20 protein-coding genes are annotated in these 26,647 nt (G+C 70.0%); 10 read left to right on the forward strand and 10 right to left on the reverse strand.

What is annotated here, in order from left to right:
- Positions 1-83: 83 nt before the first annotated feature.
- From AAFF41_RS12025 to metH, 4 genes are all read right to left on the reverse strand, one after another.
- Positions 84-1,667, reverse strand: coding sequence for an ABC transporter substrate-binding protein (locus tag AAFF41_RS12025; RefSeq protein ID WP_319744868.1), 1,584 nt, complete (start codon positions 1,665-1,667; stop codon positions 84-86).
- Positions 1,668-1,764: 97 nt separating this feature from the next.
- Positions 1,765-3,372 carry an ABC transporter substrate-binding protein gene (locus AAFF41_RS12030; protein ID WP_319744866.1) on the reverse strand — a complete coding sequence of 536 codons (1,608 nt, stop codon included), beginning with the start codon at positions 3,370-3,372 and terminating at the stop codon, positions 1,765-1,767.
- Positions 3,373-3,817: 445 nt separating this feature from the next.
- Positions 3,818-4,519 (reverse strand): HAD family hydrolase, encoded by a 702-nt coding sequence (locus tag AAFF41_RS12035; RefSeq protein WP_319744864.1) that lies wholly within the window; start codon positions 4,517-4,519, stop codon positions 3,818-3,820.
- A gap of 116 nt (positions 4,520-4,635) precedes the next feature.
- Positions 4,636-8,181, reverse strand: a complete 3,546-nt coding sequence (gene metH, locus AAFF41_RS12040) for a methionine synthase (protein WP_343323944.1) — start codon at positions 8,179-8,181, stop codon at positions 4,636-4,638.
- A 269-nt stretch (positions 8,182-8,450) separates the two neighbouring features.
- On the opposite strand from metH, the gene AAFF41_RS12045 reads away from it, so the two are divergent.
- From AAFF41_RS12045 to AAFF41_RS12060, 4 genes are all read left to right on the forward strand, one after another.
- A complete protein-coding gene (locus tag AAFF41_RS12045) occupies positions 8,451-9,215 on the forward strand; it encodes an IclR family transcriptional regulator (protein ID WP_054231153.1) in 765 nt (254 codons plus the stop codon).
- A gap of 339 nt (positions 9,216-9,554) precedes the next feature.
- Positions 9,555-10,349: an MIP/aquaporin family protein gene (locus tag AAFF41_RS12050; protein ID WP_319744859.1), complete on the forward strand. Its 795-nt coding sequence runs from the start codon at positions 9,555-9,557 to the stop codon at positions 10,347-10,349.
- Between the two features lie 132 nt (positions 10,350-10,481).
- On the forward strand, positions 10,482-12,020 hold the full coding sequence (glpK, locus tag AAFF41_RS12055) for a glycerol kinase GlpK (RefSeq protein WP_319744857.1): 1,539 nt from the start codon (positions 10,482-10,484) through the stop codon (positions 12,018-12,020).
- Between the two features lie 19 nt (positions 12,021-12,039).
- A complete protein-coding gene (locus AAFF41_RS12060) occupies positions 12,040-13,656 on the forward strand; it encodes a glycerol-3-phosphate dehydrogenase/oxidase (RefSeq protein WP_319744855.1) in 1,617 nt (538 codons plus the stop codon).
- A 102-nt stretch (positions 13,657-13,758) separates the two neighbouring features.
- Here AAFF41_RS12060 and mtnK read toward each other — a convergent pair whose 3' ends face one another.
- The 4 genes from mtnK to AAFF41_RS12080 are packed head-to-tail and all read right to left on the reverse strand — an operon-like array spanning position 13,759 to position 18,626.
- On the reverse strand, positions 13,759-14,919 hold the full coding sequence (gene mtnK, locus AAFF41_RS12065; RefSeq protein ID WP_319744853.1) for an S-methyl-5-thioribose kinase: 1,161 nt from the start codon (positions 14,917-14,919) through the stop codon (positions 13,759-13,761).
- Between the two features lie 15 nt (positions 14,920-14,934).
- Positions 14,935-15,975, reverse strand: coding sequence for an ABC transporter permease (locus tag AAFF41_RS12070; RefSeq protein ID WP_319744851.1), 1,041 nt, complete (start codon positions 15,973-15,975; stop codon positions 14,935-14,937).
- 25 nt (positions 15,976-16,000) lie between these two features.
- Entirely contained in the window at positions 16,001-17,533 is a 1,533-nt protein-coding gene (locus tag AAFF41_RS12075; RefSeq protein WP_343323945.1) for a sugar ABC transporter ATP-binding protein, read from the reverse strand.
- A complete protein-coding gene (locus AAFF41_RS12080; RefSeq protein WP_343323946.1) occupies positions 17,520-18,626 on the reverse strand; it encodes a substrate-binding domain-containing protein in 1,107 nt (368 codons plus the stop codon). The genes AAFF41_RS12075 and AAFF41_RS12080 overlap by 14 nt, the downstream gene beginning before the upstream one ends.
- Before the next feature lie 554 nt (positions 18,627-19,180).
- Between AAFF41_RS12080 and AAFF41_RS12085 the strand changes: the two genes are divergently transcribed.
- From AAFF41_RS12085 to mtnB, 3 genes are read left to right on the forward strand one after another with little or no spacing between them, the layout of a single operon-like run.
- Positions 19,181-19,780, forward strand: a complete 600-nt coding sequence (locus tag AAFF41_RS12085) for a 1,2-dihydroxy-3-keto-5-methylthiopentene dioxygenase (protein ID WP_319744845.1) — start codon at positions 19,181-19,183, stop codon at positions 19,778-19,780.
- The gene (mtnC, locus tag AAFF41_RS12090; RefSeq protein WP_343323947.1) at positions 19,777-20,496 is read left to right on the forward strand and encodes an acireductone synthase; all 720 of its coding nucleotides are present in this window, start codon (positions 19,777-19,779) and stop codon (positions 20,494-20,496) included. The genes AAFF41_RS12085 and mtnC overlap by 4 nt, the downstream gene beginning before the upstream one ends.
- Positions 20,493-21,101, forward strand: a complete 609-nt coding sequence (gene mtnB / locus AAFF41_RS12095; RefSeq protein ID WP_415925824.1) for a methylthioribulose 1-phosphate dehydratase — start codon at positions 20,493-20,495, stop codon at positions 21,099-21,101. Before mtnC ends, mtnB begins: the two co-directional genes overlap by 4 nt.
- A 61-nt stretch (positions 21,102-21,162) precedes the next feature.
- Here the strand turns inward: mtnB and mtnA are convergent, their stop codons facing one another.
- Positions 21,163-22,194, reverse strand: a complete 1,032-nt coding sequence (gene mtnA / locus AAFF41_RS12100; RefSeq protein WP_319744838.1) for an S-methyl-5-thioribose-1-phosphate isomerase — start codon at positions 22,192-22,194, stop codon at positions 21,163-21,165.
- A gap of 150 nt (positions 22,195-22,344) precedes the next feature.
- On the opposite strand from mtnA, the gene AAFF41_RS12105 reads away from it, so the two are divergent.
- Positions 22,345-23,016 carry a FadR/GntR family transcriptional regulator gene (locus AAFF41_RS12105; protein ID WP_054231141.1) on the forward strand — a complete coding sequence of 224 codons (672 nt, stop codon included), beginning with the start codon at positions 22,345-22,347 and terminating at the stop codon, positions 23,014-23,016.
- 170 nt (positions 23,017-23,186) lie between these two features.
- Entirely contained in the window at positions 23,187-24,182 is a 996-nt protein-coding gene (locus tag AAFF41_RS12110) for a PAC2 family protein (RefSeq protein WP_060902285.1), read from the forward strand.
- Between the two features lie 75 nt (positions 24,183-24,257).
- On the opposite strand, the gene AAFF41_RS12115 is transcribed toward AAFF41_RS12110, so the two are convergent.
- A complete protein-coding gene (locus AAFF41_RS12115) occupies positions 24,258-24,572 on the reverse strand; it encodes a hypothetical protein (RefSeq protein WP_319745315.1) in 315 nt (104 codons plus the stop codon).
- 285 nt (positions 24,573-24,857) lie between these two features.
- Here AAFF41_RS12115 and AAFF41_RS12120 point away from each other — a divergent pair, with 285 nt between their 5' ends.
- Positions 24,858-26,615 (forward strand): S8 family peptidase, encoded by a 1,758-nt coding sequence (locus AAFF41_RS12120; protein WP_190169579.1) that lies wholly within the window; start codon positions 24,858-24,860, stop codon positions 26,613-26,615.
- Positions 26,616-26,647: the final 32 nt, after the last annotated feature.

A 26,647-nucleotide genomic window follows, 5' to 3' on the forward strand; every position in this document is an offset into this window, starting at 1 on the left:
GATCGACCGAGAGTCCCAGGAGCACGACCGAGGGCGCCCCCTTCCGCGAAGAGGGCGCCCTCGGCGTCGGTACCGGCGTGGAGTCAGTCCTTGCTGATCTCCCAGAAGCGGAACACCGTCGAGGCGTCGAGGCAGTTCTCGAGGCCGTAGACGTTGTCCCGCACGATCGCGTACTGCTTGGCCTGCCAGATCGGAAGGACCGGGAGGTCCTCGGCCACGATGTTCTGGATCTTGCCGTACTCGGTTTCGGTCGAGGAGCGGTTGCTCTGGGCGGCCGTCTTCGGGATGAGCCGCCCGGTGATCGTGCTGTTCGTGTAGTGGTTGCTCAGCACGTTGCCCTTGCCGAAGAAGGGGGCCGTGAAGTTGTCGGGGTCCGGGTAGTCGGGCACCCAGCCCTTCACGTACACGCCGTACTTGCCCTTGGCGATGTCCTTCTCGTACTGGCCGTACGCGACGGACTTCACGGTCGCGTCGAACAGCCCGCTGGCGTTGAGCTGCTGGGCGATCGCCCTGAACTCCTGGTCGGTGGCGGGGCCGTAGCGCGAGGGGGTCGACCAGAGCGTGAGCCTGACCTTGCCGGTGATGCCCTCGGCCCGGAGCGCGGCGGCTGCCTTCGTCCTCGAGGGGCGGGCTCCGTAGCGGTCGAAGAAGGCCGTGTTGTGGCCGGTGACACCGGCCGGGACGATCGAGTACAGCGGCGTCGCGGTGTCCTCGTAGACCTTGTTGACCAGGGCCTCGCGGTCGAGCAGGTAGGCGATGGCCTTGCGCACGCCGAGCTTGCCGGCGACCGGGTCGTCCATGTTGAAGACCATGTGCTGGACCTCGGCGCTGGTGCCCTCGACGACGTTGAGGCCCCTGCCGGTGGAGGTGTCGTTGCTGATGTCCGCGATGTCGTCGGCGGCGAGACCTCGGTAGGCGATGTCGACCTGGTGGTTCAGCAGCGCCTTCTTCAGGGCGCTCTGGTCGCCGTGGAAGAACTTCAGCGTGATGCCGGAGTTCTTCACCTTGGCGGTGCCCTTGTAGCTGTCGTTGACCGCGAAGACGGCCTGGTCCTTGCCGAAGGAGTCCAGCTTGTACGGGCCCGAGCCGACCGCCTGGTCGTCCTTGCGCAGCCCGTTGTCCGCGTACTGCCGGTGGTCCACGATCGAGCCGGCGCCGGAGGCGATCTTGCTGGGGAAGGTGGCGTCGGCGTACTTCAGCCTGAAGACGACGGTCTTCGCGTCCGGGGTCCGGACCGTGTCGAGCATGGGGAACATGACGGCCGGACCGGAGGCGTCGTCGATCTTCAGAATGCGGTCGAAGGAGAACTTGACGTCCTCGGAGGTGAGGGCGTCACCGTTGCTGAACTTCAGGCCGTCCTGGAGCGTGCACTTGTAGACCTTGGTCGTGGCGTCCGCGAACGCGCACTCCTTGGCCGCCTCGGGAACCGGCTCCGTACCGCCGTTGGGGAAGCTCAGCAACGACTGGAAGACGTTGTTGAACAACAGCCAGGATCCCGGGTCGTAGCCGGAGGCCGGGTCGGTGGCCAGGACGTCGTCGGACATCCCCATCACCAGGGAGGAGCCGGTGCTGCCGGTGTCGCCCGTCTGCGAGCCGCAGCCGGCGAGCAGACCGACGGCCAGCCCCGTCGCGACGGACAGGACTGGCCACTGGTTGCGCATGTTCACGAGGAGGTGCCTTGTCGTTGTTTCTCTGGAACGCCGCATGGAGCGGGCGCCGGGCCGGGCGCCGGGCCCACGGGACCCGGCGCCTGAGGAGGACCGGTCAGCCGCCCACACCGCGGCCGAGCTCCCACAGCTGGAGCGTGGAGGACGAGTTGAGCGCCCACTCGGTGCCCGTGATGTCGTCCCGCGCGGCGATGTACTGCTTGCCCTGCCACAGCGGCAGGAGCGGTACGTCGTCGGCCACCTTGTCCTGGATCTCGGTGAGGCTCTTCGACGCGGTGAGGCGGTCGGCCTCGCGGCGGGACTCCGGGATCAGCGTGCTGCGGATCGTGGAGTTCACGTACGGGGAGCCGAGGGTGTTGTCCTTGTCGAGGAACGGCGCCAGGTAGTTGTCGGCGTCCGGGAAGTCGGGGAACCAGCCCATGCCGTAGACCTGGTACTCGTTCTTCTTCTCGGCCGGACGGAACGTCGTCCAGGGCTCGCCCTTGATCTCGACGCTGAAGAGGCCGCTGGCGTTGAGCTGCTTCTTCAGCACCTCGAACTCCTGCGCGGTGGCCGAGCCGTAGTGGTCGGTCGTGTAGTGCAGGGTGAGCTTCACCGGGGTGGTGATGCCGGCCTTGTTCAGCGTCGTGGTCGCCTTGGAGACGCTCGGGTCGCCGTACTTGTTGAAGAACGAGTTGGAGTGACCCGTGATGGTGGCCGGGACCATCGAGAACAGCGGCTCGGCCTGGGAGCCGTACACCTTGGAGACGAGCTCGCCGCGGTTGATCACCTCGGCCATGGCCTGGCGGACGGCCTTGCTCTTCACCGACGGGTCGTTGGTGTTGAAGCCGAGGTAGCGGATCTCGAGGCCGGGCATCTCGACCAGGTCGATCTTGCCGGTCGCACCGGCGGCGCCGAGCTTGTTGATCTGCTCCGGCGTCATCGCGCGGGTCATGAGGTCGATGTCGCCCTTGTTGAGCGCGGTGCCCATGGCGTCGGCGCTCTCGAAGGAGCGCATCTCGACCTTGTCGTTCTTCGGCTTCAACAGACCCTTGTAGTTCGGGTTCTTGGTGAAGGTGATCTTGACGGCCTCGTCGTTCTTGACGTCGGCCTGGAGGGTGTACGGACCGGAGCCGTCGACGGAGAAGCCGTCGCGCAGCTTGCCCTTCTCGTAGTCCTTCGGGTTCACGATGCCGGCGACCGGGGTCGACAGCTTGAACGGGAAGGTGGCGTCCGCGGTCTTCAGGTGGAAGATCACCTGGCGGTCGCCCTGCGTCTCCACGGTGTCGACGGTGGACAGCAGCGCGAACACACCACTGTCGGCCTTGAGCGCCATGGCGCGGTCGATCGAGAACTTCACGTCCTTGGCGGTGATCGGGTCACCGCTCGCGAACTTCAGTCCGTCGCGCAGCGTGCAGGCGTAGCGCTCGTTGCCGGAGTCGGTGAAACCGCAGCTCTCGGCAGCCTCGGGCTGGGGGTCGCCGTCACCGCGGGGCTGGACCATCAGCGTCTGCACGGTCTGACGCAGGATGTTCCAGGTGCCGACGTCGTACGCGTACGCCGGGTCGAGAGGAGCCGGGGCATCCTTCGATGCGGTGAACCGGTCCGTGGTGCCCACGACGATCGCACCGCCGCCGCTCCCCCCGCTGTTGGAACCGCCACACGCGGCGAGCACCGGGGCGAGCAGGCCCACAACGGCCGGCAGCACCAAAGTCTTGCGGTTCATGCTCGAGTTTCTCCAGAGCTGTCGTGTCCGTGTACTCGCCATGCAGGGGTGGTGCGGGCGAGTCACCGGGGTTATGGCGAGGTTCTCGCGACGACATTAGTCCGCACCACCAGGACGGCCCGCAGAGACCGGAGTTGAGCTCCCATCACGCTGCGAAACCGGGCGTGGACGCACCGATAACCCGACAGCGGAAGGATTAGTGCAGCGTTCCACCAATCGGGACACAAGGGCACGCCCACCACCCCCGAAAGGGGGGTTACTGCACACGACAGGCCGAATGTCGACCCCTCGTCAGGTGACGAACCTCACACTGCCAACTCGGTGGGAGAGTACCGGAATTCGGCCATCCGGCCCCGGAATCAATTTCCCGTGGCAGGTCCGGGGCCCTTACCTGCGGATACGCAAGGGTTATCGGCACATTCGGTTATGCACGCTGGGTGAACGCCTAGCGCATTTCCGTCATCAGACCTCGGAGGAATGGCAGGTCGACCTCTTCCAGGGAGGTCACGACCGTGCGCCGGACGGCGGGGGCGATCGGTGCGACGGAGGGGACGGCGACCACGTGGCAGCCCGCGGCCTCCGCGGCGGCGACGCCCGTGGCGGTGTCCTCGATGACGGCGCACCGGCCCGGTTCGGCGCCGAGTCCGGACGCCGCCAGCAGATACGGGTCGGGGAAGGGCTTGGTCCGCTCCACCTCGTCGCCCGCGACGGTCAGCGCGAAGTACTGGGGGCCCAGGGAGGCCAGAACACGGTCGATGATGCGCCGGTGCGAGGCGGAGACCAGGGCGGTGGGGATCTCGTGCGCGGCGAGCTCCGCGAGGAGTCTGGCCGCCCCCGGCATCAGCGGCAGCGCCCGGTCGATACGGTCCTCGAAACCGTCGTTGAGCAGCACCGTGAGCTCGCCGAGCGTGATGTCGGCCCCGGTGGCCTCGATCAGGAAACCCGCGCTGCGGGTCATGGGTCCGCCGACCACCACATGGCGCCAGGAGTCGTCGAGGGTGTGCCCGAGCACCCGGAAGATCTCGACCTCGACATCCCACCAGAACCCCTCGGTGTCCACCAGGGTGCCGTCCATGTCCAGGAGCACGGCCTGCAGCGCTGAGCCTTCGGCCGTACGGGTACCGAGCGCGGGAACCGTAGTGGTCATCCTGGCGCACCTCCTTGAGGGACGAGAAGGCCGGTTCCCTCAGGGGGAACCGGCCTGCTGTGGACCGTCCAGTGTACGACGGCGTCAGATGAAACGCCTGTCGGTTGTGAGGGCCCTCACCTCGCGTTGAAGTACTTCGCCTCCGGGTGGTGGATGACGATCGCGTCCGTGGACTGCTCGGGGTGCAGCTGGAACTCCTCCGAGAGGTGGACGCCGATGCGCTCGGGCTCCAGGAGTTCGGCGATCTTGGCGCGATCCTCCAGGTCGGGGCAGGCGCCGTAGCCGAGGGAGAAACGGGCACCGCGGTACTTGAGGTCGAACATGTCCTCGATGGCCGAGGGGTCCTCACCGGCGAAGCCGAGCTCGGAGCGGACGCGGGCGTGCCAGTACTCGGCGAGGGCCTCGGCCAGCTGCACGGACAGGCCGTGCAGTTCGAGGTAGTCACGGTAGGAGTTCGCCGCGAAGAGCTCGGCCGTCTCCTCACCGATGCGGGAGCCGACCGTGACGACCTGGAGGCCGACGACGTCCCGCTCACCGGACTCCTCGGGCCGGAAGAAGTCGGCCAGGCACAGCCGCCGTCCGCGGCGCTGGCGCGGGAAGGTGAAGCGGGTGCGCTCGTTGCCCTGTTCGTCCAGGATGATCAGGTCGTCGTCCTTGGACACACAGGGGAAGTAGCCGTAGACGACGGCCGCTTCGAGCAGGTTGTCGGTCTGGAGCTTGTCCAGCAGTCCGCGCAGCCGGGGCCGGCCCTCGGTCTCGACGAGTTCCTCGTACGTCGGTCCGTCGCCCACGCGGGCCTGCTTCAGGCCCCACTGGCCCTTGAACAGCGCGCCCTCGTCCAGCCAGGAGGCGTACTCCTTGAGTTGGATGCCCTTGATGACACGGGTGCCCCAGAAGGGCGGGGTGGGCACCGGGTTGTCGACGGATACGTCCGAGCGGACGTGGCCCTCCTCCGGGCGCTCCTCGACGACCGTCGGGGCGGTGGCCCTCACTCGGCGCTGCTTGAGCTCCGGCAGTACGGCCCCCGGCACGCCCCGCTTGACCCCGATGAGCGCGTCCATCAGGCGCAGGCCCTCGAACGCGTCCCGGGCGTAGCGGACTTCGCCCTCGTAGATCTCGTACAGGTCCTGCTCGACGTACGCCCTCGTGAGGGCGGCGCCGCCGAGGATGACCGGGTAATCGGCGGACAGACCCCGCTGGTTGAGCTCCTCCAGGTTCTCCTTCATGATCACCGTGGACTTGACGAGCAGGCCCGACATGCCGATGACGTCGGCCCGGTGCTCCTCGGCCGCGTCCAGGATCGCGGAGACCGGCTGCTTGATGCCGAGGTTGACGACGTTGTAGCCGTTGTTGGACAGGATGATGTCGACGAGGTTCTTGCCGATGTCGTGCACGTCGCCGCGCACGGTCGCCAGCACGATGGTGCCCTTGCCCTCGGCGTCCGACTTCTCCATGTGCGGTTCGAGGTAGGCGACCGCGGACTTCATGACCTCGGCGGACTGGAGCACGAACGGCAACTGCATCTGGCCGGAGCCGAACAGCTCTCCGACCACCTTCATGCCGTCGAGCAGCGTCTCGTTGACGATGTCGAGGGCGGGGCGGGTCTGGAGGGCCTCGGCGAGGTCGGCCTCGAGGCCGTTCTTCTCGCCGTCGATGATGCGCCGCTTGAGTCGCTCGTCCAGGGGCAGCGCGGCCAGCTCCTCGGCCTTGCCCGCCTTCAGCGACTTGGTGGTGGCGCCCTCGAACAGCGCCATCAGCTTCTGGAGGGGGTCGTAGGCCGGTTCGTCGCCCTGCTGGGCGATGCGCCGGTCGTAGATCAGGTCGAGGGCGGTGGTGACCTGCTCCTCGTCGAAGCGCGCGATGGGGAGGATCTTCGACGCGTGCACGATCGCCGAGTCCAGGCCCGCCTTGACGCACTCGTCGAGGAAGACCGAGTTCAGCAGGATGCGCGCGGCCGGGTTGAGTCCGAAGGAGATGTTCGACAGGCCCAGCGTGGTCTGCACGTCGGGGCGGCGGCGCTTGAGCTCGCGGATCGCCTCGATGGTGGCGATGCCGTCCTTGCGGGACTCCTCCTGGCCGGTGCAGATGGTGAAGGTCAGGGTGTCGATGAGGATGTCCGACTCATGGATGCCCCAGTTCGTCGTCAGGTCCTCGATGAGCCGTTCGGCGATGGCCACCTTGGTCTCGACGGTGCGGGCCTGGCCCTCCTCGTCGATGGTCAGCGCGATCAGCGCCGCGCCGTGCTCCTGCGCCAGCCCGGTGACCTTGGCGAAGCGGGACTCGGGGCCGTCGCCGTCCTCGTAGTTGACGGAGTTGATGACGGCCCGGCCGCCGAGCTTCTCCAGGCCTGCGCGCAGGACGTCGACCTCGGTGGAGTCCAGCACGATGGGCAGCGTGGAGGCGGTGGCGAAGCGTCCGGCGAGCTCCCGCATGTCCGCGACGCCGTCCCGGCCCACGTAGTCGACGCACAGGTCGAGCATGTGGGCGCCCTCGCGGATCTGGTCGCGGGCCATCTCCACACAGTCGTCCCAGCGGGCCTCCAGCATGGCCTCGCGGAACTTCTTCGAGCCGTTGGCGTTGGTGCGCTCACCGATCGCCATGTACGCGGTGTCCTGGCGGAACGGGACGGTCTGGTAGAGGGAGGCGGCGCCCGGTTCCGGCTGGGGGCGCCGCTCCGCCGGTGCCATCCCGCGCACGCGCTCGACGACCTGGCGCAGGTGCTCGGGGGTGCTGCCGCAGCAGCCGCCGACCAGGGACAGGCCGTACTGCCGGACGAAGGTCTCCTGCGCGTCCGCCATCTCGGGCGGGGTCAGCGGGAAGTACGCCCCGTCCTTGGTGAGGATGGGCAGCCCGGCGTTCGGCATGCACAGCAGCGGGATGCGGGAGTGGCGGGCGAGGTAGCGCAGGTGCTCGCTCATCTCGGCGGGGCCGGTGGAGCAGTTCAGGCCGATCATGTCGATGCCCAGCGGTTCCAGCGCGGTCAGCGCGGCGCCGATCTCCGAGCCCAGCAGCATCGTGCCGGTCGTCTCGAAGGCGAGGGAGACCAGCAAAGGCAGGTCGGCCCCGAGCGCGTCCAGGGCCCGGCGGGCGCCGAGGATGGACGACTTCGTCTGGAGGAGGTCCTGGGTGGTCTCGACGATCAGGGCGTCCGCGCCGCCGGCGATCAGGCCCTCGGCGTTCGCCTGGAAGCCGTCGCGCAGCGTGTGGAAGCCGATGTGGCCGAGGGTCGGCAGCTTCGTACCGGGGCCGATGGAGCCCAGCACCCACCGCCGGCGGCCGTCGCGGCCGGCGAACTCGTCGGCCACCTCGCGGGCGATGCGGGCGCCCGCCTCGGACAGCTCGTGCACGCGGTCGGAGATCTCGTACTCGGCCATGGCCGAGTGGTTGGCGCCGAAGCTGTTCGTCTCCACGCAGTCCACGCCCACCTCGAAGTAGGCCTCGTGGACGGAACGGACGATGTCGGGGCGGGTGATGTTCAGAATCTCGTTGCAGCCCTCGAGGTTCTCGAAGTCCTCCAGCGTCGGATCCTGCGCCTGCAGCATCGTGCCCATCGCGCCGTCGGCCACCACGACACGCTCGGCGAGCGCCTCGCGGAGGGCGGCGATGCGGGTCCGGTTCTCGGCAAGCTCGGACGAAAGGGACGGGTTCGGCAACGAAGCCATGAAGGTGCTCCCTGAAGTGCGACGGCTGTCGGCTTTGCGCTTCCCATGGAAGGCGCACGCCGTCAGGGTAGCCCGAGCACCGTCACGGGGTCAGGGCCGTCCACGGGGCGGACGGGCGTGGCGGGTGCGTCCGGGGTGTTAAGACAGATCGAACCTGTTGCGACGACCCATTAGCGGGAGCTCGGCAACGAACGGTAGTGTTCGACATTGCCGAACGGCGGTAGCGGAGGCGCACGCTGTCGGTCGAAGGGGACGGAGGCAGCACGGCGATGGCACGGAACATCCAGTCGCTCGAACGGGCGGCGGCGATGCTGCGGCTCCTCGCGGGCGGCGAGCGGCAGCTCGGCCTGTCCGACATCGCCTCCTCGCTGGGCCTGGCCAAGGGCACGGCCCACGGCATACTGCGCACCCTCCAGCAGGAGGGCTTCGTCGAACAGGACAGCGTCTCGGGGCGCTACCAGCTCGGCGCCGAGCTGCTGCGGCTCGGCACCACCTATCTCGACGTGCACGAGCTGCGCGCGCGGGCGCTGGTGTGGACCGACGACCTGGCCCGCTCCAGCGGCGAGAGCGTCTACCTGGGTGTGCTGCACCAACACGGCGTACTGATCGTGCACCACGTGTTCCGGCCCGACGACAGCCGTCAGGTGCTGGAGGTCGGGGCCATGCAGCCGCTGCACTCCACGGCCCTGGGCAAGGTCCTGTCCGCCTACGACCCGGTGGCGCACAGCGAGGTCCTGGAGGCCGAGCGGAAGACGTTCACGGCCCGCACGACGGTCGAACCGGAGCAGTTCGAGGGGGTCCTCGACCTGACCCGCGCGCGCGGGTACGCCGACGACGTCGAGGAGACATGGACGGGCGTCGCCTCGGTCGCGGCACCCATCCACAACCGGCGGCGCATGCCGGTGGGCGCGGTGGGCATCGCGGGAGCCGTGGAGCGGATCTGCCGGGACGGCGAGGTGCGCCCCGAGCTGATCGCGGCGGTGCGGGACTGCGCCCGCGCGGTCTCCCGGGACCTGGGAGCCGGGCGGTTCTGACGCCCCGAACGACGAGCTGAACCCCGTACGACAACAGGCCGGTACGTGTCCCACGTACCGGCCCCTTTTGGCATGTACGCGCGAGGTACCCGAGCCGCTCAAGATCGATAACTCACAGCGATCAATAACGATCGTGTTTTCGATAACGGAACTCTTGACGAGCTGGTAACGCCAGGGCAAGACTCCCGTCCATCGGTCGGCATTGTCGAACACCTACCGGCAATACGCGTTAGAGTGTGACAGTGCCATGGGCCGGCATCGCCCTCACCCCCGAGGGCGCGAACCACCGGTGGGACCCGGGGTTCGCCTTCCCCTGGACGAAGGACAAAGGAGTCGCGGGTGTCCAGCTCCGACATCTTCATCGGCGAGACCATAGGTACCGCCATACTCATCCTGCTCGGCGGTGGCGTCTGTGCCGCCGTCACGCTGAAGGCCTCCAAGGCCAGAAACGCCGGCTGGCTCGCCATCGCCTTCGGGTGGGGCTTCGCGGTCCTCACGGCGGTCTACACCTCCGCGCCGCTGTCCGGCGCACACCTGAACCCGGCCGTGACGCTGGCGCTGACCATCAAGGACGGCGGCTGGAACAACCTGCCGGTGTACTGGGGCGGCCAGCTGCTCGGCGCGATGATCGGCGCCACGCTGGTCTGGGTCGTGTACTACGGACAGTTCCACGCGCACCTGACCGACCCCGACATCGTGGAGGCTTCGGACGCGCAGGCCGCTGGTTCCAAGGCCGTCGAGGCGGAGGAGAAGGGCGCGGGCCCCGTGCTCGGTATCTTCTCCACCGGCCCCGAGATCCGCAACGCGGTGCAGAACCTCGCCACTGAGATCATCGCGACTGTCGTGCTGGTGCTCGCGGTCCTCACGCAGGGTCTCAACGACAAGGGCAACGGCCTCGGCCCCCTGGGCGCCCTGATCACCGCGCTGGTGGTTGTCTCCATCGGCCTCTCCCTCGGTGGACCCACCGGCTACGCGATCAACCCGGCCCGTGACCTCGGCCCGCGCATCGTGCACGCGCTGCTCCCCCTGCCGAACAAGGGCGGCTCCGACTGGAGCTACGCCTGGGTTCCGGTCGTCGGTCCGCTGATCGGCGGCGCGATCGCCGCAGGCCTCTACAACGTCGCCTTTGCTTAAATCCCCGAGGCCTTCGGGCCTCGGGCCCTCCTTGAACCGCAAGGTTTTCCGAGCCGTAAGCAATACGCCGTCAGGCCGTGAGCAATACGCCGTGAGCCAGCCTCTTTCATACGGAACCTTCAGGAGCACACCGTGACCGACGCACACACCGCCGGCCCCTTCATCGCCGCGATCGACCAGGGCACCACGTCCAGCCGCTGCATCGTCTTCGACCGCGACGGACGCATCGTCTCCGTCGACCAGAAGGAGCACGAGCAGATCTTCCCCAAGCCGGGCTGGGTCGAGCACAACGCCGCCGAGATCTGGACCAACGTCCAGGAAGTCGTGGCCGGGGCCATCGAGAAGGCGGGCATCACCCGCGACGACATCAAGGCCATCGGCATCACCAACCAGCGCGAGACCACCGTGCTGTGGGACAAGAACACCGGTGAGCCCGTCCACAACGCCATCGTCTGGCAGGACACCCGCACCGACGCGCTCTGCAAGGAGCTCGGTCGCAATGTCGGCCAGGACCGCTTCCGCCGCGAGACCGGCCTGCCGCTCGCGTCCTACTTCGCCGGTCCCAAGGCCCGCTGGCTGCTCGACAACGTCCAGGGCCTGCGCGAGCGCGCCGAGGCCGGGGACATCCTCTTCGGCACCATGGACTCCTGGGTCATCTGGAACCTGACGGGCGGTGTGAACGGCGGTCACCACGTCACCGACGTCACCAACGCCTCCCGCACCATGCTGATGAACCTGCACACCCTGGCGTGGGACGAGAAGATCGCCGAGTCCATCGGCGTCCCGCTGGCGATGCTCCCGGAGATCCGCTCCTCCGCCGAGGTCTACGGCGAGGTCACCGGCGGCCCGCTCGGCGAGCTGCTCGGCGGCATCCCGGTCGCCTCCGCGCTCGGCGACCAGCAGGCGGCCCTGTTCGGCCAGACCTGCTTCTCCGAGGGCGAGGCCAAGTCCACGTACGGCACCGGCACGTTCATGCTGATGAACACCGGCGACAAGATCATCAACTCGTACTCGGGCCTGCTCACCACGGTCGGCTACCGCATCGGCGACCAGGCTCCGGTCTACGCCCTCGAGGGCTCGATCGCCGTCACCGGTTCGCTGGTGCAGTGGATGCGCGACCAGATGGGCCTGATCAAGTCCGCCGCCGAGATCGAGACCCTCGCGTCCTCGGTCGAGGACAACGGCGGCGCCTACTTCGTGCCGGCGTTCTCCGGTCTGTTCGCCCCGTACTGGCGTCCCGACGCCCGCGGTGTGATCGCCGGTCTGACCCGGTACGTCACCAAGGCGCACATCGCGCGCGCCGTCCTGGAGGCCACGGCCTGGCAGACCCGTGACGTCAGCGACGCCATGACGAAGGACTCCGGCGTCGAGCTCACGGCCCTCAAGGTCGACGGCGGCATGACCTCCAACAACCTGCTGATGCAGACCCTGGCCGACGTCCTGGACGCCCCCGTGGTGCGCCCGATGGTCGCCGAGACCACCTGCCTCGGCGCCGCCTACGCCGCCGGTCTCGCCGTCGGCTTCTGGACCAACACCGAGGACCTGCGCGCCAACTGGCGCCGGGCCGCGGAATGGACCCCCAACATGGACGCGGAGACCCGCGACCGTGAGTACAAGAGCTGGCTCAAGGCCGTCGAGCGGACCATGGGCTGGCTCGAGGACGAGAACTGACGAGGAGTAAGAACCCGCAATGACCAGTCAGTCCACCCTGCAGACCGTGCCTGCCCTCGGTACGCACCCGGCCTCCGGCTCCAACCCGAGCCGCGCCGAGACCCGGGAGCAGCTCTCCAAGGCGACGTACGACCTTCTCGTGATCGGCGGCGGCATCCTGGGCATCTCCACCGCCTGGCACGCCGCGCAGTCCGGTCTGCGGGTGGCTCTGGTCGACGCCGGCGACTTCGCCGGCGCCACCTCCTCCGCCTCCTCCAAGCTGCTCCACGGCGGTCTGCGCTACCTGCAGACCGGCGCGGTGAAGCTGGTGGCGGAGAACCACTTCGAGCGCCGTGCGGTCTCCCGTCAGGTGGCCCCCCACCTGGCGAACCCGCTCACGTTCTACCTCCCCGTGTACAAGGGCGGGCCGCACGGCGCGGCGAAGCTCGGGGCGGGCGTCTTCGCCTACTCCGCGCTGTCGGCGTTCGGTGACGGCGTCGGCCACCTGCTCTCGCCGGCCAAGGCGCAGCAGGACGTGCCGGAGCTGCGCACCGAGAACCTCAAGGCCGTGGCCGTGTACGGCGACGACCAGATGAACGACGCGCGCATGGCGCTGATGACGGTCCGCGCGGCCGTCGAGGCGGGCGCCGTCGTGCTCAACCACGCGGAGGTGACCGGACTGCGCTTCACCAAGGGCCGGGTCACGGGCGCGGACCTCAAGGACGGTACGAACGGCGTGGAGTTCGGCGTCAACGCGCACCTCGTCCTCAACGCCACCGGTCCCTGGGTCGACCACCTGCGCAAGATGGAGGACCCGAACGCGGCGCCGTCCATCCGCTTGTCCAAGGGCGCGCACCTGGTTCTCAAGCGCACCTCCCCCTGGAAGGCCGCGCTCGCCACCCCGATCGACAAGTACCGCATCACCTTCGCCCTCCCCTGGGAGGACATGCTGCTGCTCGGCACGACCGACGAGGAGTACGAGGGCGACCCGGCGGACGTCTCGGTCACCGAGAAGGACATAGCCCAGATCCTGGACGAGGCCGCGTTCTCCATCCGCGACCAGCAGCTCTCCCGTGATCTGATCACGTACTCCTTCGCCGGTCTGCGGGTGCTGCCCGGCGGCCCCGGCGACACCTCGAAGGCCAAGCGCGAGACGGTCGTCACGGAGGGCCGCGGCGGGATGCTGTCCGTCGCGGGCGGCAAGTGGACCACCTTCCGGCACATAGGCCGTACGGTCATGAAGAAGCTGGAGTCGCTGCCGGGCCGTCCGCTGGGCGAGGACTTCGAGCCGATCTCCGAGCTGCCGAAGAAGATGCCGCTGCCGGGTGTCGCCAACCCGCGCGCGGTCGCCCACCGGCTGCTCGTCGACGGCCCGGCGCCCGGCCCCCGTATGGGCGCCGACACCGCCAAGCACCTGGCGACGCACTACGGTTCGCTGGCCTTCGACATCGCGCGTCTGGCGAACGAGAACCCGGAGCTCGCCGAGCGCGTCCACCCGGACGCCCCGGAGATCTGGGCGCAGGTCGTGTGGGCCCGCGACCACGAGTGGGCCGAGACGACGGACGACGTGTTGCGCCGCCGTACGACGCTGACGATCCGCGGGCTCGCCACGGACGAGGTCCGCGGCAAGGTGCAGGACCTGCTCGACAAGAAGTGACCAAGAAGTGATCAGATCCTGAGCGGATGATCGGATCGACTTGAGGGGCGGCTCCCACGGGGGAGCCGCCCTTCCGCGTGCGCCGCCATGGCCGAGCACCCGTCAGCACAGGAGCGCCTCGACGTCCTGGGGTGACGTCAACTCCGCGCGTCGCACGATCAGTTCACGGCCGAGGAGAAGGGCGCGCCGGGAGGCGGGCACCGGGTCCGGCAGCGTGGTGAGGTCGGTGAGGTGGGCGAAGCCGATGATGCGACGGACGATCTCCGCGCCGGCGAAGCCCAGGGACTCTGTCCAGACGCGGTCCAGGAAGCGGTCGAGGAAGGCGTCGTCGAAGAAGGTGTCGACACGGGTCGGCCACAGCCGGCGGAACTCCGCCCGGAACGCGTCCCAGGAGAGCCGGAGTTGGCCGCCGTGGTCGCCCTCGACGCCGAGCGCGTCCGCGCGGGCCGCGGAGACGAGCGTGTTCGCCCAGTACAGGCCGAGGTCGAAGCCGATCGGCCCGACGAAGGAGAACTCGGGGTCGAAGACCCGTACCACCGGGGCGCCGTCGCGCGTGCCGACCATGATGCTGCCGGTGTGCAGGTCGCCGTGGAGCAGGGCCTGCGCGCCGGTCATGAAGAGGTGGCGCAGTTCGGCGACCTCGGTGCGCAGTCGCGGGTCGGAGCGGAAGGCGGCGGCGAGGTCGTCGAGGCCGGGGTGCCAGTGGTTGTGCTCGTGCTCGAGGTACGGCTCGCTGAGCACGACGTCCTCGGTGATCTTGCACAGCTCGGGGCTGACGGACGCCGCGATCAGGGCCTTGCGCTCGGCGGAGGCCATGCCGAAGTCGCTGGTCGCGAAGGAGAGCTGGGCGACGAACTCGCCGATGCGGCGGGAGGTGTCCGGGCCGTAGGTGCCGCCCTCGTTGAGGATCGTGCGCAGCACCTCCAGGTCGGACATGTCCTCCATGACGAGGGCGTGGTTGTCGGAGTCGTAGCCGTGGATCGCCGGGATCTTGTCCGGGGCGACCTTGGCGACCTGCTCGTAGGCGCGGGCCTCGGCGTCGGCACGCTCGGGGCTCATCGGCCAGGAGGGGCCCGCGACCCGCACCCAGGGCAGGGCCTGCTTGACGGCGAGGCCCCGGGTGCCGTCGGTGGCGGTGACGAGGAAGACGCGGTTCATGTTGCCGTCGGAGACCTCGCGGACCTCCGGCTCGTCGGTGCCCCAGTGGCCGCGCTCACGCAGATAGCCGGCGACGTCCTCGGTCTCCAGGATGCGGTAGCCCATCGACTCGTAACTCCCTTATGCGGTGCGGCGCTTGGACAGGGTGAAGCTGAAGACCAGGGCGAGGATGAGGACCGCGCCCTCGACGACGTCCTGCGTGTAGTAGGGCAGTCCCTCGATGGTCAGACCCGTGGTGATGATCCCGATCAGGACGGCGCCGAGGGCCGTGCCCCAGACGTTGGGGCGGCCCCGGCCGAGGACGGAGGTGCCGACGAGGGCGACGGCGACGGCTTCGAGCAGCTGGGAGGTACCGGCGGAGACATCGCCCTGGCCGATGCGGGAGGCCAGGATCAGGCCGCCGATGGAGGCGAGGACGCCGGAGAGGACGTAGGCCAGCGCCCGGTACGCGCCGACGCGGATGCCGGCCAGCCGCGAGGCCTCGGGGTTGGCGCCGATCGCGTACAGCACGCGCCCCCAGCGGGTGCGGGCCAGGAACACCCAGGCGACGACGGTCAGCGCGCCGAAGATCAGCACCGAGCCGGGTACGCCGAGGAAGGTGCCGCGGTCGATGCGCAGGAAGCCCTCGGTGAACCTGCCGGGCGCGGTGGTGCCGTCGGACTGGGTCATGCCGGGGGTGATGGACTGACCGTCGACCAGGATGAGTTTGGTGCCCTGGATCACGAACATGGTGCCGAGCGTGGCGAGCATGTCGGGGATCTTGAGGACGACGATCAGCAGGGCGTTCAGCAATCCGGCCAGTGCGCCCGCAGCGACGACCGCGAGGATCGCCACCGTGCCGACCTGGTTGTAGGTGACCATCGTCTTCGCGGCGACCGTGACGCCGAGGCCGGCGACGGCGCCGACCGACATGTCCATTCCGCCGACGGCCATGGTGAGCGTGACGCCGAGGCCGAGGACGGCGGCGACGGAGACGTACCGGAGGGTGTCGAGGAGCGTCGCCGAGTCGCGGAAGGACGGCTCGCTGATCGCGAAGTACGCGAAGAGCGTGACGGTGACGAAGATGAAGCCGTACTTGATGACGGCGTTCTGGATCCGGTGGCCGACGGCGGGTGCGGACGGGGCCGCGGTCGGCACGGTGGTGCTCTGGGTGGTGGTCATGGCGTACTTCCTGGTGTGCCGGGCATCAGACGGACGCCGAGATGGTCTGGATCACGCGGTCGCGCTCCGCGTCTTCCCCGTACGCGTCGAGGCGGATCTCGCCCGCGGCCAGGACGACGACCCGGTCGGCGATCTCGAGGATCTCGTCGACGTCGGCGGACAGGACGAGGACGGCTGCCCCTTCGGTGGCCAGGGCGCGGGCGCGGCGGCCGATGTCGCGGCGGGCGCCGATGTCCACTCCTCGGAACGGCTCGTCCAGGATGAGGACGCGGGGGTTCTCGGCGAGCCAGCGGCCGACGACGACCTTCTGCTGGTTGCCGCCCGACAGCTCCTCGACGGTGCTGTGTTCGTCCCGGGCGACGACACCGAGCTGCTCGATGGCGGCGCGGCCGAGCGCGTCCTCCTTGGAGCGGCTCACGAGTCCCACCGTGGAGAGCGACCTGAGGAACGGCAGGGAGATGTTCTGGGCCACCGACCAGCCGGGGACCAGCGCGTCCGTGTGCCGGTCCTCCGGGACCAGGTGGATGCCGGCGCGGATGGCGTCGGCCGGGCGGCGCGGCTCGTAGGGCTTGCCGTCCAGCTCGACGCCTCCCCCGGTGAAGGGTTCGGCGCCGAAGAGGCCGCGGGCCAGTTCGGTCTTGCCCGCGCCCAGCAGCCCGACGACACCGGTGACCTCGCCGGCGCGCAGGTCGAGGTCCTGGGGCGGGTGACCCGCCAGGAACGGAACGCCGCGCAGGGAGAGGACGACCTCGCCGTGTTCGCCTGTGTGCCGCGGCCGGGCGGTGGTCGTCTCCTGGGCCTGGGCGAGCATGGCACGCAGGGCGCTGTCCCAGTCGAAGGGCTTGACCTGGTCCTCGGTGAGACGGCCGTCCCGCAGGACGACCAGGCGGTCGGCGAGCGTGTCGATCTCGCCGAGGCGGTGGGAGACGTAGAGCACCGCGATGCCCTCCGACCGCATCCGCTCGACGAGCGCGAACAGGCGCTCCGCCTCCGCGGCGGAGAGTGCGGAGGTCGGCTCGTCGAGGACGAGGAGGCGGGGCCGGGTCGCCAGGGCCCGCGCCAGGATCAGCAACTGACGGTCGGAGATGCCGAGTTCGGTGACGTCCCGCCTGAGCACGGCGTCGCTCCAGCCGAGGTCGAGGGCCGACTGGATCTCACGGGCGCGGGCCAGCAGCCGGCGTCCGCCCAGGAACGGGTTGCCGCGTGTCTGGGCCAGCTCCTCGAAGACCAGGTTCTCGGCGACCGAGAGGCCGGGCACGATGCCCTCGCCGATGCGCTGGTGCACCGTCTGGATGCCCAACTGGCGGGCGGCGAGCGGGGAGTGGAGCGCGGCGGGCACGCCGTTCACGCTCACCTGGCCGCCGTGCTCCGTGTGCACGCCGGACAGGATCTTGATGAGGGTGGACTTGCCCGCGCCGTTCGCGCCGAGCAGCGCGACGACGCTGCCCGGCGCGATGTCGAGGGAGACGGAGGCGAGCACCGTCTTGCCCCCGAAGGCCATGCTGACGTCGCGGAGGGCGACCGCCGCGCTCTCCGCCGGTGCGTCAGTGGGCGACATTGGGAATCCAGTCCGCGGTGCTGACCTTGGAGACGTTCAGCGCGGGCAGCGCCGTGCGCAGCTGGTCCATGTTCTCGATCTTGTTCTGCTTCAGGAAGTCCTGGGTGATGGCGACGGCCGGGAACTCGACCGAGGTGGTGTTCAGCTGACCGGCCAGTTCCAGGGCGGCCGTACGGACCACCGCGGCGCCGACCGCGGACGGGTCGGTGCCCGCCGTGGCGACCCACGGGCTGTCCTTGGCGGTCATGTTCTGGATGTCGGCGTTGGAGACGTCCGCGCCGAAGACCTTCACCTTGCCCTGGAGCTTCTTGTTCTGGACGGCGAGGACGGTGCCCTTGGCGAGCTCGTCGTAGGGGGCGAAGACGCCGGTCACGTCGGAGTTCTGGGTGAGCGCGGCGGACACCAGGGGAACGTTGTCGGTGGCGGTGGAGTCGGTGACCTTGCCGACCTTGAACGCCTGCTTCCAGCCATGGGCGTCGGCGGTCTTCTTCCAGACACTGTCGCGCTTGTCGAGGGCGGCGTACCCGGCGACGTTGACGTAACCGACCTCGGCGTTCTTGCCGAGGTCCTTAGCCATGACGTCGAGCACGGCCCGCGCCATGCTCGCGTCGTCCTGCTTGGTGCTGACGACGCTCTTGTCGGTGGTCTCGACGTCGTAGACGACGACCTTGATGCCCTTCTTCACCGCCTGGTCGATCTCGGGCTGGATCGTGGCCGGGAAGCCATGGTCGACGACGATGGCCTGCGCGCCGGAGTTGATGGCCGAGGACAGGTCGGTGGCCTGCTTGGCGTTGTCGGCCTGGGCGTCGTACACGGTCAGGTCGATGCCGAGGGCCTTGGCCTGCGCCTTGGCGCCGTTGCCCCACTGCTCGAAGTAGTCGCCGGCGCCGCTCTGCCGGACCAGGGCCACCTTCACGTCGCCCTTGCTGAACGGCGCGGGCTTCTCGCCGGTCGCGGCGGCGGCCGAGGCGGCCTGGTCGCCGGTGCTCTGCGAGGCGTTGGAGGACTGGGAGCAGCCCGCGAGGAAGAGCGCGGAGACGGAAGCGAGCGACAGCGCGGCGAGCGGGACGCGGGTGCGGGCGGTACGGGACATGAGTGCTCCAGGGCTGGGAAAGCAGAAGTGAGCGGGGCGAAGAGGGAGTGCCGGTCCGGAGCGCCGGGGAGAGGACAGGCCGGGGCGGCATACGTCTCGTACACGGGCGGGCGCCTCGGGTTCACGGGGAACGCACCGAGGGCGGGGCGTGGTTGAGCGCTCCGGGAGGAGGTCAGCGACAGCGGGCCGTGCTCGACCGGAGCAAGTCCACGTACAGCCGCCGCACGAGCAGCAGCGTCTTCATAGGCAGATCATGTGAACGTTTCCAGCCAGCAGTCAAAGAATTGGACGTCGTTTCTCATTATGTGGAACGACCGCTTCGTGACACTCGGCCGATCACCGGGCGGGAGTTACCATCGCCGGACGACGTTGGACAGTGAGGCTTCCGATGACGACACCATGCGCGACAGCGACGCACCGCTGCACCAGCGCGGCATGTCGCGGCTGACCACCGGCTCTCCCGCCTCCTGCACGCCGCCCTCCTCATCTCCGGGCCGGGCACCGATGCCAGTCTCGGTATCCGGACACCCCATCCACCCCTTGGAGTTCCTCCCATGAGCCTGCTGACGACGTGGCCCGAGTCCGGACCCGAGACCTTGGTCCGCCGTACCTCCGACCCGGCCGAGATCGCCGCCGCGCTCGCGCCGATCGGTGTGCGCTACGAGCAGTGGCCGGTCCGCGAGGAGGTGCCCGTGGACGCGGACAGCGACACGGTGTTCGCCGCCTACGGTGCCGAGATCGAGAAGCTGAACGCGGAGGAGGGCTTCACGACGGTCGACGTCCTCGGACTGCACCCGAGCGACGACCCCGAGTACCCGGTCAGGGCGAAGGCCGCGCGCGCGAAGTTCCTCCAGGAGCACACGCACGACGACGATGACGAGGTGCGCTTCTTCGTCTCGGGGTCGGGGATCTTCTACCTCCACGTCGGCGGCGAGGTGCACGCCGTGCTGTGCGAGAAGGGCGACCTGCTGGGCGTGCCGCGCGGTACGACGCACTGGTTCGACATGGGTACGTCGCCGTCGTTCACCGCGATCCGGTTCTTCCACGAGGAGGACGGCTGGGTCGGGAACTTCACCGGTGACCGGATCGCGGACCGCTTCCCGGACTTCGACACGATCGACGCGGGGTACCAGCGGGACCGGGCCACGGCGTGACGCTCCGGTTCGACGTGGACGCCGTGGTGCTCGACATCGAGGGCACCACGAGCGCCACGGGGTTCGTCGTGGACGTGCTGTACCCGTACTCCCGCTCTCGATTGGGAGCACTGCTCTCGGAGCGGAGCGGTGATCCGGCGGTGGCACGGGCGACCGCGCAGGTGCGGGAGTTGATCGCGGAGCCCGACGCGGACGCCGCCCGCGTCGAGAAGGCCCTGAACGGCTGGCTCGACGAGGACCGCAAGGCCACCCCGCTCAAGACCCTCCAGGGCATCATCTGGTCCGAGGGCTTCGCGCGCGGCGAGCTCGTCTCGCACTTCTACGAGGACGTCGTCCCGGCGCTGCGCGCCTGGCACGCGGCGGGCGTACGGCTGCACGTGTACTCGTCGGGGTCCGTGGCGGCGCAGCGGGCGTGGTTCCGGTCCAGCCCCGAGGGCGACCTGCTGCCGCTCGTCGAGGGGTTGTACGACACGGAGAACGCGGGGCCCAAGCAGGAGCCGGCGTCGTACGAGACGATCGCGGCGGCGCTGGGCACCGCGCCCGACCGGCTGCTCTTCCTCTCCGACCGGCCGGGCGAGCTGGACGCGGCGCGGGCGGCCGGATGGCGGACCGTGGGGGTACGCCGCCCCGGGGAGCCGTACTACGAGCAGGGCGTCGGCGATCACCCGCAGGCGGGGACGTTCGACGAGATCACCATCGCGAGGAGCACCACATGACCGCCGAGACGCCGGCCCTCGACCTCAAGGAGGCGGGCGCGGTCCTGGCCGCCGAGTCGGCCCGCTTCGCCTCCTTCGGCTGGATGCGCGGCACGTCCGGCAACCTGTCCGTCGTCCTGAGCCGGGACCCGCTGCGGCTCGCCGTCACCGCGAGCGGGCACGACAAGGGCGAACTCACGCCCGACGACGTGGTGCTGGTGGACGGCTCGGGTGCGGCGGTCGCGGGCGGGAAGCCCTCGGCGGAGGCCGAACTGCACGCGCGCGTGGCCGCGCTCACGGGTGCGGGGGCCGTCGTCCACGTCCACACGGTCGCGTCCGTGGCGATGGGACGCCGGGAGCCCGGGGGCATCGTGTTCCGGGACCTGGAGATGCTCAAGGGCGTCGGCCTGCCCGCCCACGACGTCGAGGTCACCCTCCCCGTCATCGCCAACAGCCAGGACATGAAGGTCCTGGGCGACCGCCTGGAAGCGGCCCGCGAACCCCGCATGCCGGCGGTCGTCGTGGCAGGCCACGGGCTGTACGTCTGGGGCACGGACCCGCGCCGGGCCCGCCATCACACCGAAGTGGTGGAGTGGCTGCTGGAGTTGGAACTGACGGGCCGCTGAGTCACTGCGGCGGGTGGACCCACCCGGGACGAGAGCACCGTGTGAGTGCGCCCCCCGCCGGCTAGCGCAGGTGGTGGGCCGGGAGTTCGCCCGCCGATATCTCCAGCACCCCGCGTTCGGTCACCAGGCCCGTCACCAGGCGGCCCGGGGTGACGTCGAAGGCCGGGTTGTGGCCCCGGGACTCCGCCGGCGCCGTTCGTACGCCCGACCACTCCAGTACCTCGTCCTGGCCGCGGAGTTCGATGGGGATGTCGGCGCCCCTGGCCGTGGCCAGGTCGACCGTCGTGGTGGGGGCGGCCACCAGGAACGGGATTCCGGCGTCCGCGCAGGCGAGGGCGATCCCGACCGTGCCCACCTTGTTGGCCGTGTCGCCGTTGGCGGCGATGCGGTCGGCGCCGACGATCGCCGCGTCGACCTCGCCCCTCAGAATCGTTCCCGCGGCGGCGCCGTCGGCCTGGACGTAGTGCGGTATGCCCTCCTGGACGAGTTCCCAGGCGGTGAGGCGGGAGCCCTGGAGGAGGGGGCGCGTCTCGTCGGCGTAGACGACCTCCACCAGGCCGCGCGCGTGCAGTTCACGGATGACGCCGAGCGCCGTGCCCCAGCCGGCGGTGGCGAGCGCACCGGTGTTGCAGTGCGTGAGCACCCGCAGCGGCCGGTCCACCCCGGCCTTCTTGAGCAGCCAGTCCGCGCCGTACGCCCCCATCGCCCGGTTCGCCTCGACGTCCTCGCGCTGGACGGCCGCGGCCTCCGCGAGGACCGCGTCCAGTCCCTCGTCGAAGCGGGCCATCACCCGGTCGACGCACACCATGAGGTTCACCGCGGTCGGGCGCGCCGCACGGACGCGGGCCACGGCCGCCCGCGTCTCCTCGGCCGACCAGCCCTCACGCTCCCCCTGCAACAGCGCGAGCGCCACCCCGTACGCCCCCGCCGCCCCGATCGCCGGCGCGCCGCGCACGACGAGCCGCTGGATGGCGTCCACCAGCCCGTCCACGTCATGGATCTCGCGGGTCTCGGTGCGGTGCGGCAGGACCGTCTGGTCGATGAGCGCGAGGCAGCTTCCGGTCCAGTCGACGGCGCGCAGTTCCTGGGGCATGGCGGGCACTCCTGATGTTCCGAACGTCCGCGACACCGTACAGGAGCCCGGGAAACGCCGACGTTTCTGTCCGTTCGGCCTGGTGACCCCACATAATGGCCCAAGACATCGGATGACTCAGCGACATCCGGAGTGACAGGGAGGTCGGCCATGGCAGTCACCGATGAGGCGATCGAGAAGATCAAGGGCATGATCGTCTCCGGCACGCTGCGCCCCGGCGACCGGCTTCCCAAGGAGAGCGAGCTCGCCGCCGACCTCGGCCTGTCCCGGAACTCCCTGCGGGAGGCGGTGCGCGCGCTCTCGCTGATCCGCATCCTGGACGTACGGCAGGGCGACGGCACGTACGTCACCAGCCTGGACCCCCAGCTCCTCCTGGAGGCGCTGAGCTTCGTCGTCGACTTCCACCGGGACGACACGGTGCTCGAGTTCCTCGCCGTGCGCCGGATCCTGGAGCCCGCCGCGACGGCGATGGCCGCATCGAGGATCAGCGAGCAGCAACTGCACGCCCTGACCTCCCAGCTGGACGCGCTGGGCGCCGCCCCCTCGGTGGAGGAACTCGTCGCCTGCGACCTGGAGTTCCACCGAGGCATCGTGCAGAGCTCCGGGAACTCGGTCCTGTGCTCGCTGCTGGACGGCCTCTCGGGGCCCACCACCCGGGCCCGGATCTGGCGCGGCCTCACCCAGGAGGACGCGGTCAGCCGCACCCTGCACGAGCACCGGGCGATCCTGTCCGCCCTGCGGGACCGCGACGCGGAGGCGGCCCGCTCGTGGGCGACGGTGCACATCGCGAGCGTGGAGCAGTGGCTGCGCAGCACCCTGTAGAAACAGCTCGGATGACTCGAGGGGGGTTCATGGTGGCGATCACGCGTGTTTCCGGCCCCTCGGTGGGGCAGTGATCCGTTCACTCCCCCGTGCAAGGGGGCTGCGGAGGCCCCCTGGGCACGCCGTAAGGTTGGGGCGTACGTAAGGGGCACGTCGGAAGGAGGCGCTGGGTGATCGAGCTCGAGGGGGTTCCCGAGCTGATCGACCCGGTCATGGTGGCCGCGTTCGAGGGCTGGAACGACGCCGGCGACGCCGCCTCCACCGCGGTCGCGCATCTCGACAAGGAGTGGAAGGGTGAGGTGTTCGCGGCGCTGGACGCCGAGGACTACTACGACTTCCAGGTGAACCGTCCCACGGTGTGGCTGGACGGCGGGGTCCGCAAGATCACTTGGCCGACCACGCGCCTGTCGGTGGTCCGGGTCGGCGGCGAGAAGCCGCGCGACCTCGTGCTGGTCCGGGGGATCGAGCCGTCGATGCGGTGGCGCTCGTTCTGCAACGAGCTGCTCGGCTTCGCGCACGAGCTGGGTGTGGAGCTGGTGGTGATCCTGGGCGCACTGCTCGGTGACACCCCGCACACACGTCCGGTGCCGGTGAGCGGGGTCACCTCCGACCCGGACCTGGCCCGCACGATGGACCTGGAGGAGACCAAGTACGAGGGCCCCACGGGCATCGTCGGCATCCTCCAGGAGGCGTGCACACACGCGGGCGTACCGGCGGTGTCACTGTGGGCGGCCGTACCGCACTATGTGTCGCAGCCGCCGAACCCGAAGGCGACGCTGGCGCTCCTCAACCGCCTGGAGGACCTGATCGACCTGCGGATCCCGCTGGGCGAACTGCCCGAGGACGCGCGCGCCTGGCAGCTGGGCGTGGACCAGCTGGCCGCCGAGGACAGCGAGGTCGCCGAGTACGTGCAGACGCTGGAGGAGGCCCGGGACACCGCGGAGCTGCCGGAGGCGTCGGGCGAGGCGATCGCGCGCGAGTTCGAGCGCTATCTGCGGCGGCGGGACGGCGGCGGTCCTGCGGGCCCGGCCCCCGGCGGACATGCCACGGCCGACGGCAGCGACAGCTCCTCGTATCTGCGGGACAACCCCGGCGGTCGTCCGAAGCCTCCGAAGCCCCCGCGGCCCGAGACCGGCACCGAGGACGAGGACTCCCCGGAGGACTGAGCGGACGGATCGGGCCGGGCGGAAGCCGGGCCGACGGAAGGGGCGGTGCGCACCTGGCGCACCGCCCCTCCGCGTTCAGCGCCCCGCGGTCTCCACGCGTCGGCGTGCGACGGCGATCACGTCGTACGGGGTGTCCGGCGTCGGCGTGGTCGTGAACCGGGCGTTGGGCAGGTACAGGCGGTCCCCGTACGCGGCCACGGTGGTCGGCACGTGGAGGTCGTCGATGGCGATGCCCTCCGGGCGGATGCCGTTCGGCAGATGGATGACGGCGGGTAACGAGGTCTGCGCTGCCCAGGCCGGGCCGGCCGAGGACCCGGCCAGCGCGGCACCGGCGGTGAGCAGTCTTCGGCGGCTGAGACGGCCTGGGAACGAACGGTGCGTGGATGTCACGGTGCGTCCTTCCGGGCGGGACCGGGAGTTGACCGGCCCAGCGATCAACTGTCCCTGCCACCCCACCACATGCCCCCTGACTCCGCAGCCTTTGGCCGGTTTGCTGCGTGACATCTGTTTCAGGACGGATTGCACAGGTTTCCCCATTCAACTTGTTTTCAAACCGAGTTGGCGAAGCCGGGGTGGACGAGTCGCCGTCGGCGTGCCAGGTTGTGCCCCGAAGGCGCGGCCCGGGGACGGGACTTGGCAACACCCGCAGAACCGAACCGAGAGGAGCGGTACGCGATGACCGACCAGGTACAGCCGACGCAGGGCCCGGGAACGGCCGGGCCGGGACCCGACGGAGCGGGGTTCACCTACCGGGGAGCCGAGCAGGAGCTGATCGTCGTCGCACGCCCCGAGGCCCGGCTGCGCGCCGGGGCCGAGGGCGTCCGTTCGGCGGCGGGCTCGGACGTGTCGGCCCTCAACATGTTCCTCAGTGACGAACAGCTCGCCCTGGAGCCGCTGTTCGGCAGCGAGGAACGACTGCGGCAGTCCGAGGTGGCGGACGGCGGGGGCGGAAGCGACCTCGCGCTCTTCTACCGGGTGCGCGGCGTCGAGAGCCGCGCCCAGGAGCTGCGCTCACGGATCGCCGCGCTGCCGGAGATCGACACGGCGTACGTGAAGCCCGGCGCCGTCCCCGCCTCGGTGGGGTCGGTCGGGCGGAGCACGAACGGCTCGGCGAGCGCGGACGACGGCCGACGGACGAAGGAGGGGGCGCCCGTCACTCCGGACTTCACCAGCCGCCAGGGCTATCTGCGGCCGGCGCCCGAGGGCATCGACGCCCACTGGGCCTGGCAGCGGCCGGGCGGTACGGGCCAGGGCGTGACGGTGATCGATGTGGAGGGGGCGTGGCAGCTGGGCCACGAGGACCTGGCCGCGAAGCTCGCGGGCGTGGTCGTCGGCACCCCGCTGACGGACCTCGCCTGGCGCAACCACGGCACCGCCGTCATCGGGGTGATCGGCGGCGACCGCGACGAGCGCGGGATCACCGGCATCGCGCCGGACGCGGTGACCGCCGCCGCGTCCTTCCAGGGCATGGGCACGGCGGCCGCGATCCACGCGGCGGCCGACCGGCTGGGCCCCGGTGACATCATCCTGGTCGAACTGCACGCCCCAGGGCCGCGGTTCGACTTCGAGGAGCGCGACGACCAGCAGGGTTACATCGCGATCGAGTGGTGGCCGGACAACTTCGCGGCCATCCGGTACGCGACCGCCAAGGGGGTGCTCGTCGTGGCGGCCGCGGGCAACGGCGCCGAGTCGCTCGACGACGCGGTGTACGAGCGGCGCCCCGCCGAGTTCCCCGCGTGGTGGCGCAACCCCTTCAACCCCGCCAACCCGTCCTCGGGCGCGGTACTGGTCGGCGCGGGCGCACCGCCGCCCGGCACGCACGGCCGCGACCACGGCCCGGACCGCTCCCGCCTCGCCTTCTCCAACTACGGGGCGCGGGTGGACGCGCAGGGCTGGGGACGCGAGGTCACGACCACCGGCGGCTTCTGGGACCGGCCCGGCGACCTGCAGGGCGGTGCCGAGGAGATCGGCTGGTACACGGACACGTTCTCCGGGACCTCCTCCGCCTCCCCGGTGGTGGTCGGCGCCCTGGCCGCGCTGCAGGGCATGCTCAAGGCGGCGGCCCAGGAACCGATGTCCCCGGAGCGTGCCCGCGCGGTGCTGCGGGCCACCGGCTCCCCGCAGCAGGACGCGCCGGGCCGGCCCGCCTCCCAGCGGATCGGCAACCGGCCGGACATCAAGGCGGCGGTCACCCGTCTGCTGCCGGAGGCGGTCGGCTCGGGCCAGGCCGAACGGTACTGGGACGAGCTGCTGCCGTACCCGCGCGAACTCCCGCCCAGACTCCGGCTGTTCGTGGCCGGTGACTGGCGCAACCTCGACAACCCCTCCCCCGAGATCCGTCAGGCGGTGCACTCCGCCTTCGCGGGCGGACGGCCCGACGTACGTGTCTGGTTCTCGGACGACGAGATCGTCGGCCTGGTGGTCACGGGCTGACGTGTCCGAGGGCGTAGCCGCAAGTCAACGAT

Source organism: Streptomyces mirabilis, from assembly GCF_039503195.1.
GTDB lineage: Bacteria > Actinomycetota > Actinomycetes > Streptomycetales > Streptomycetaceae > Streptomyces > Streptomyces mirabilis_D.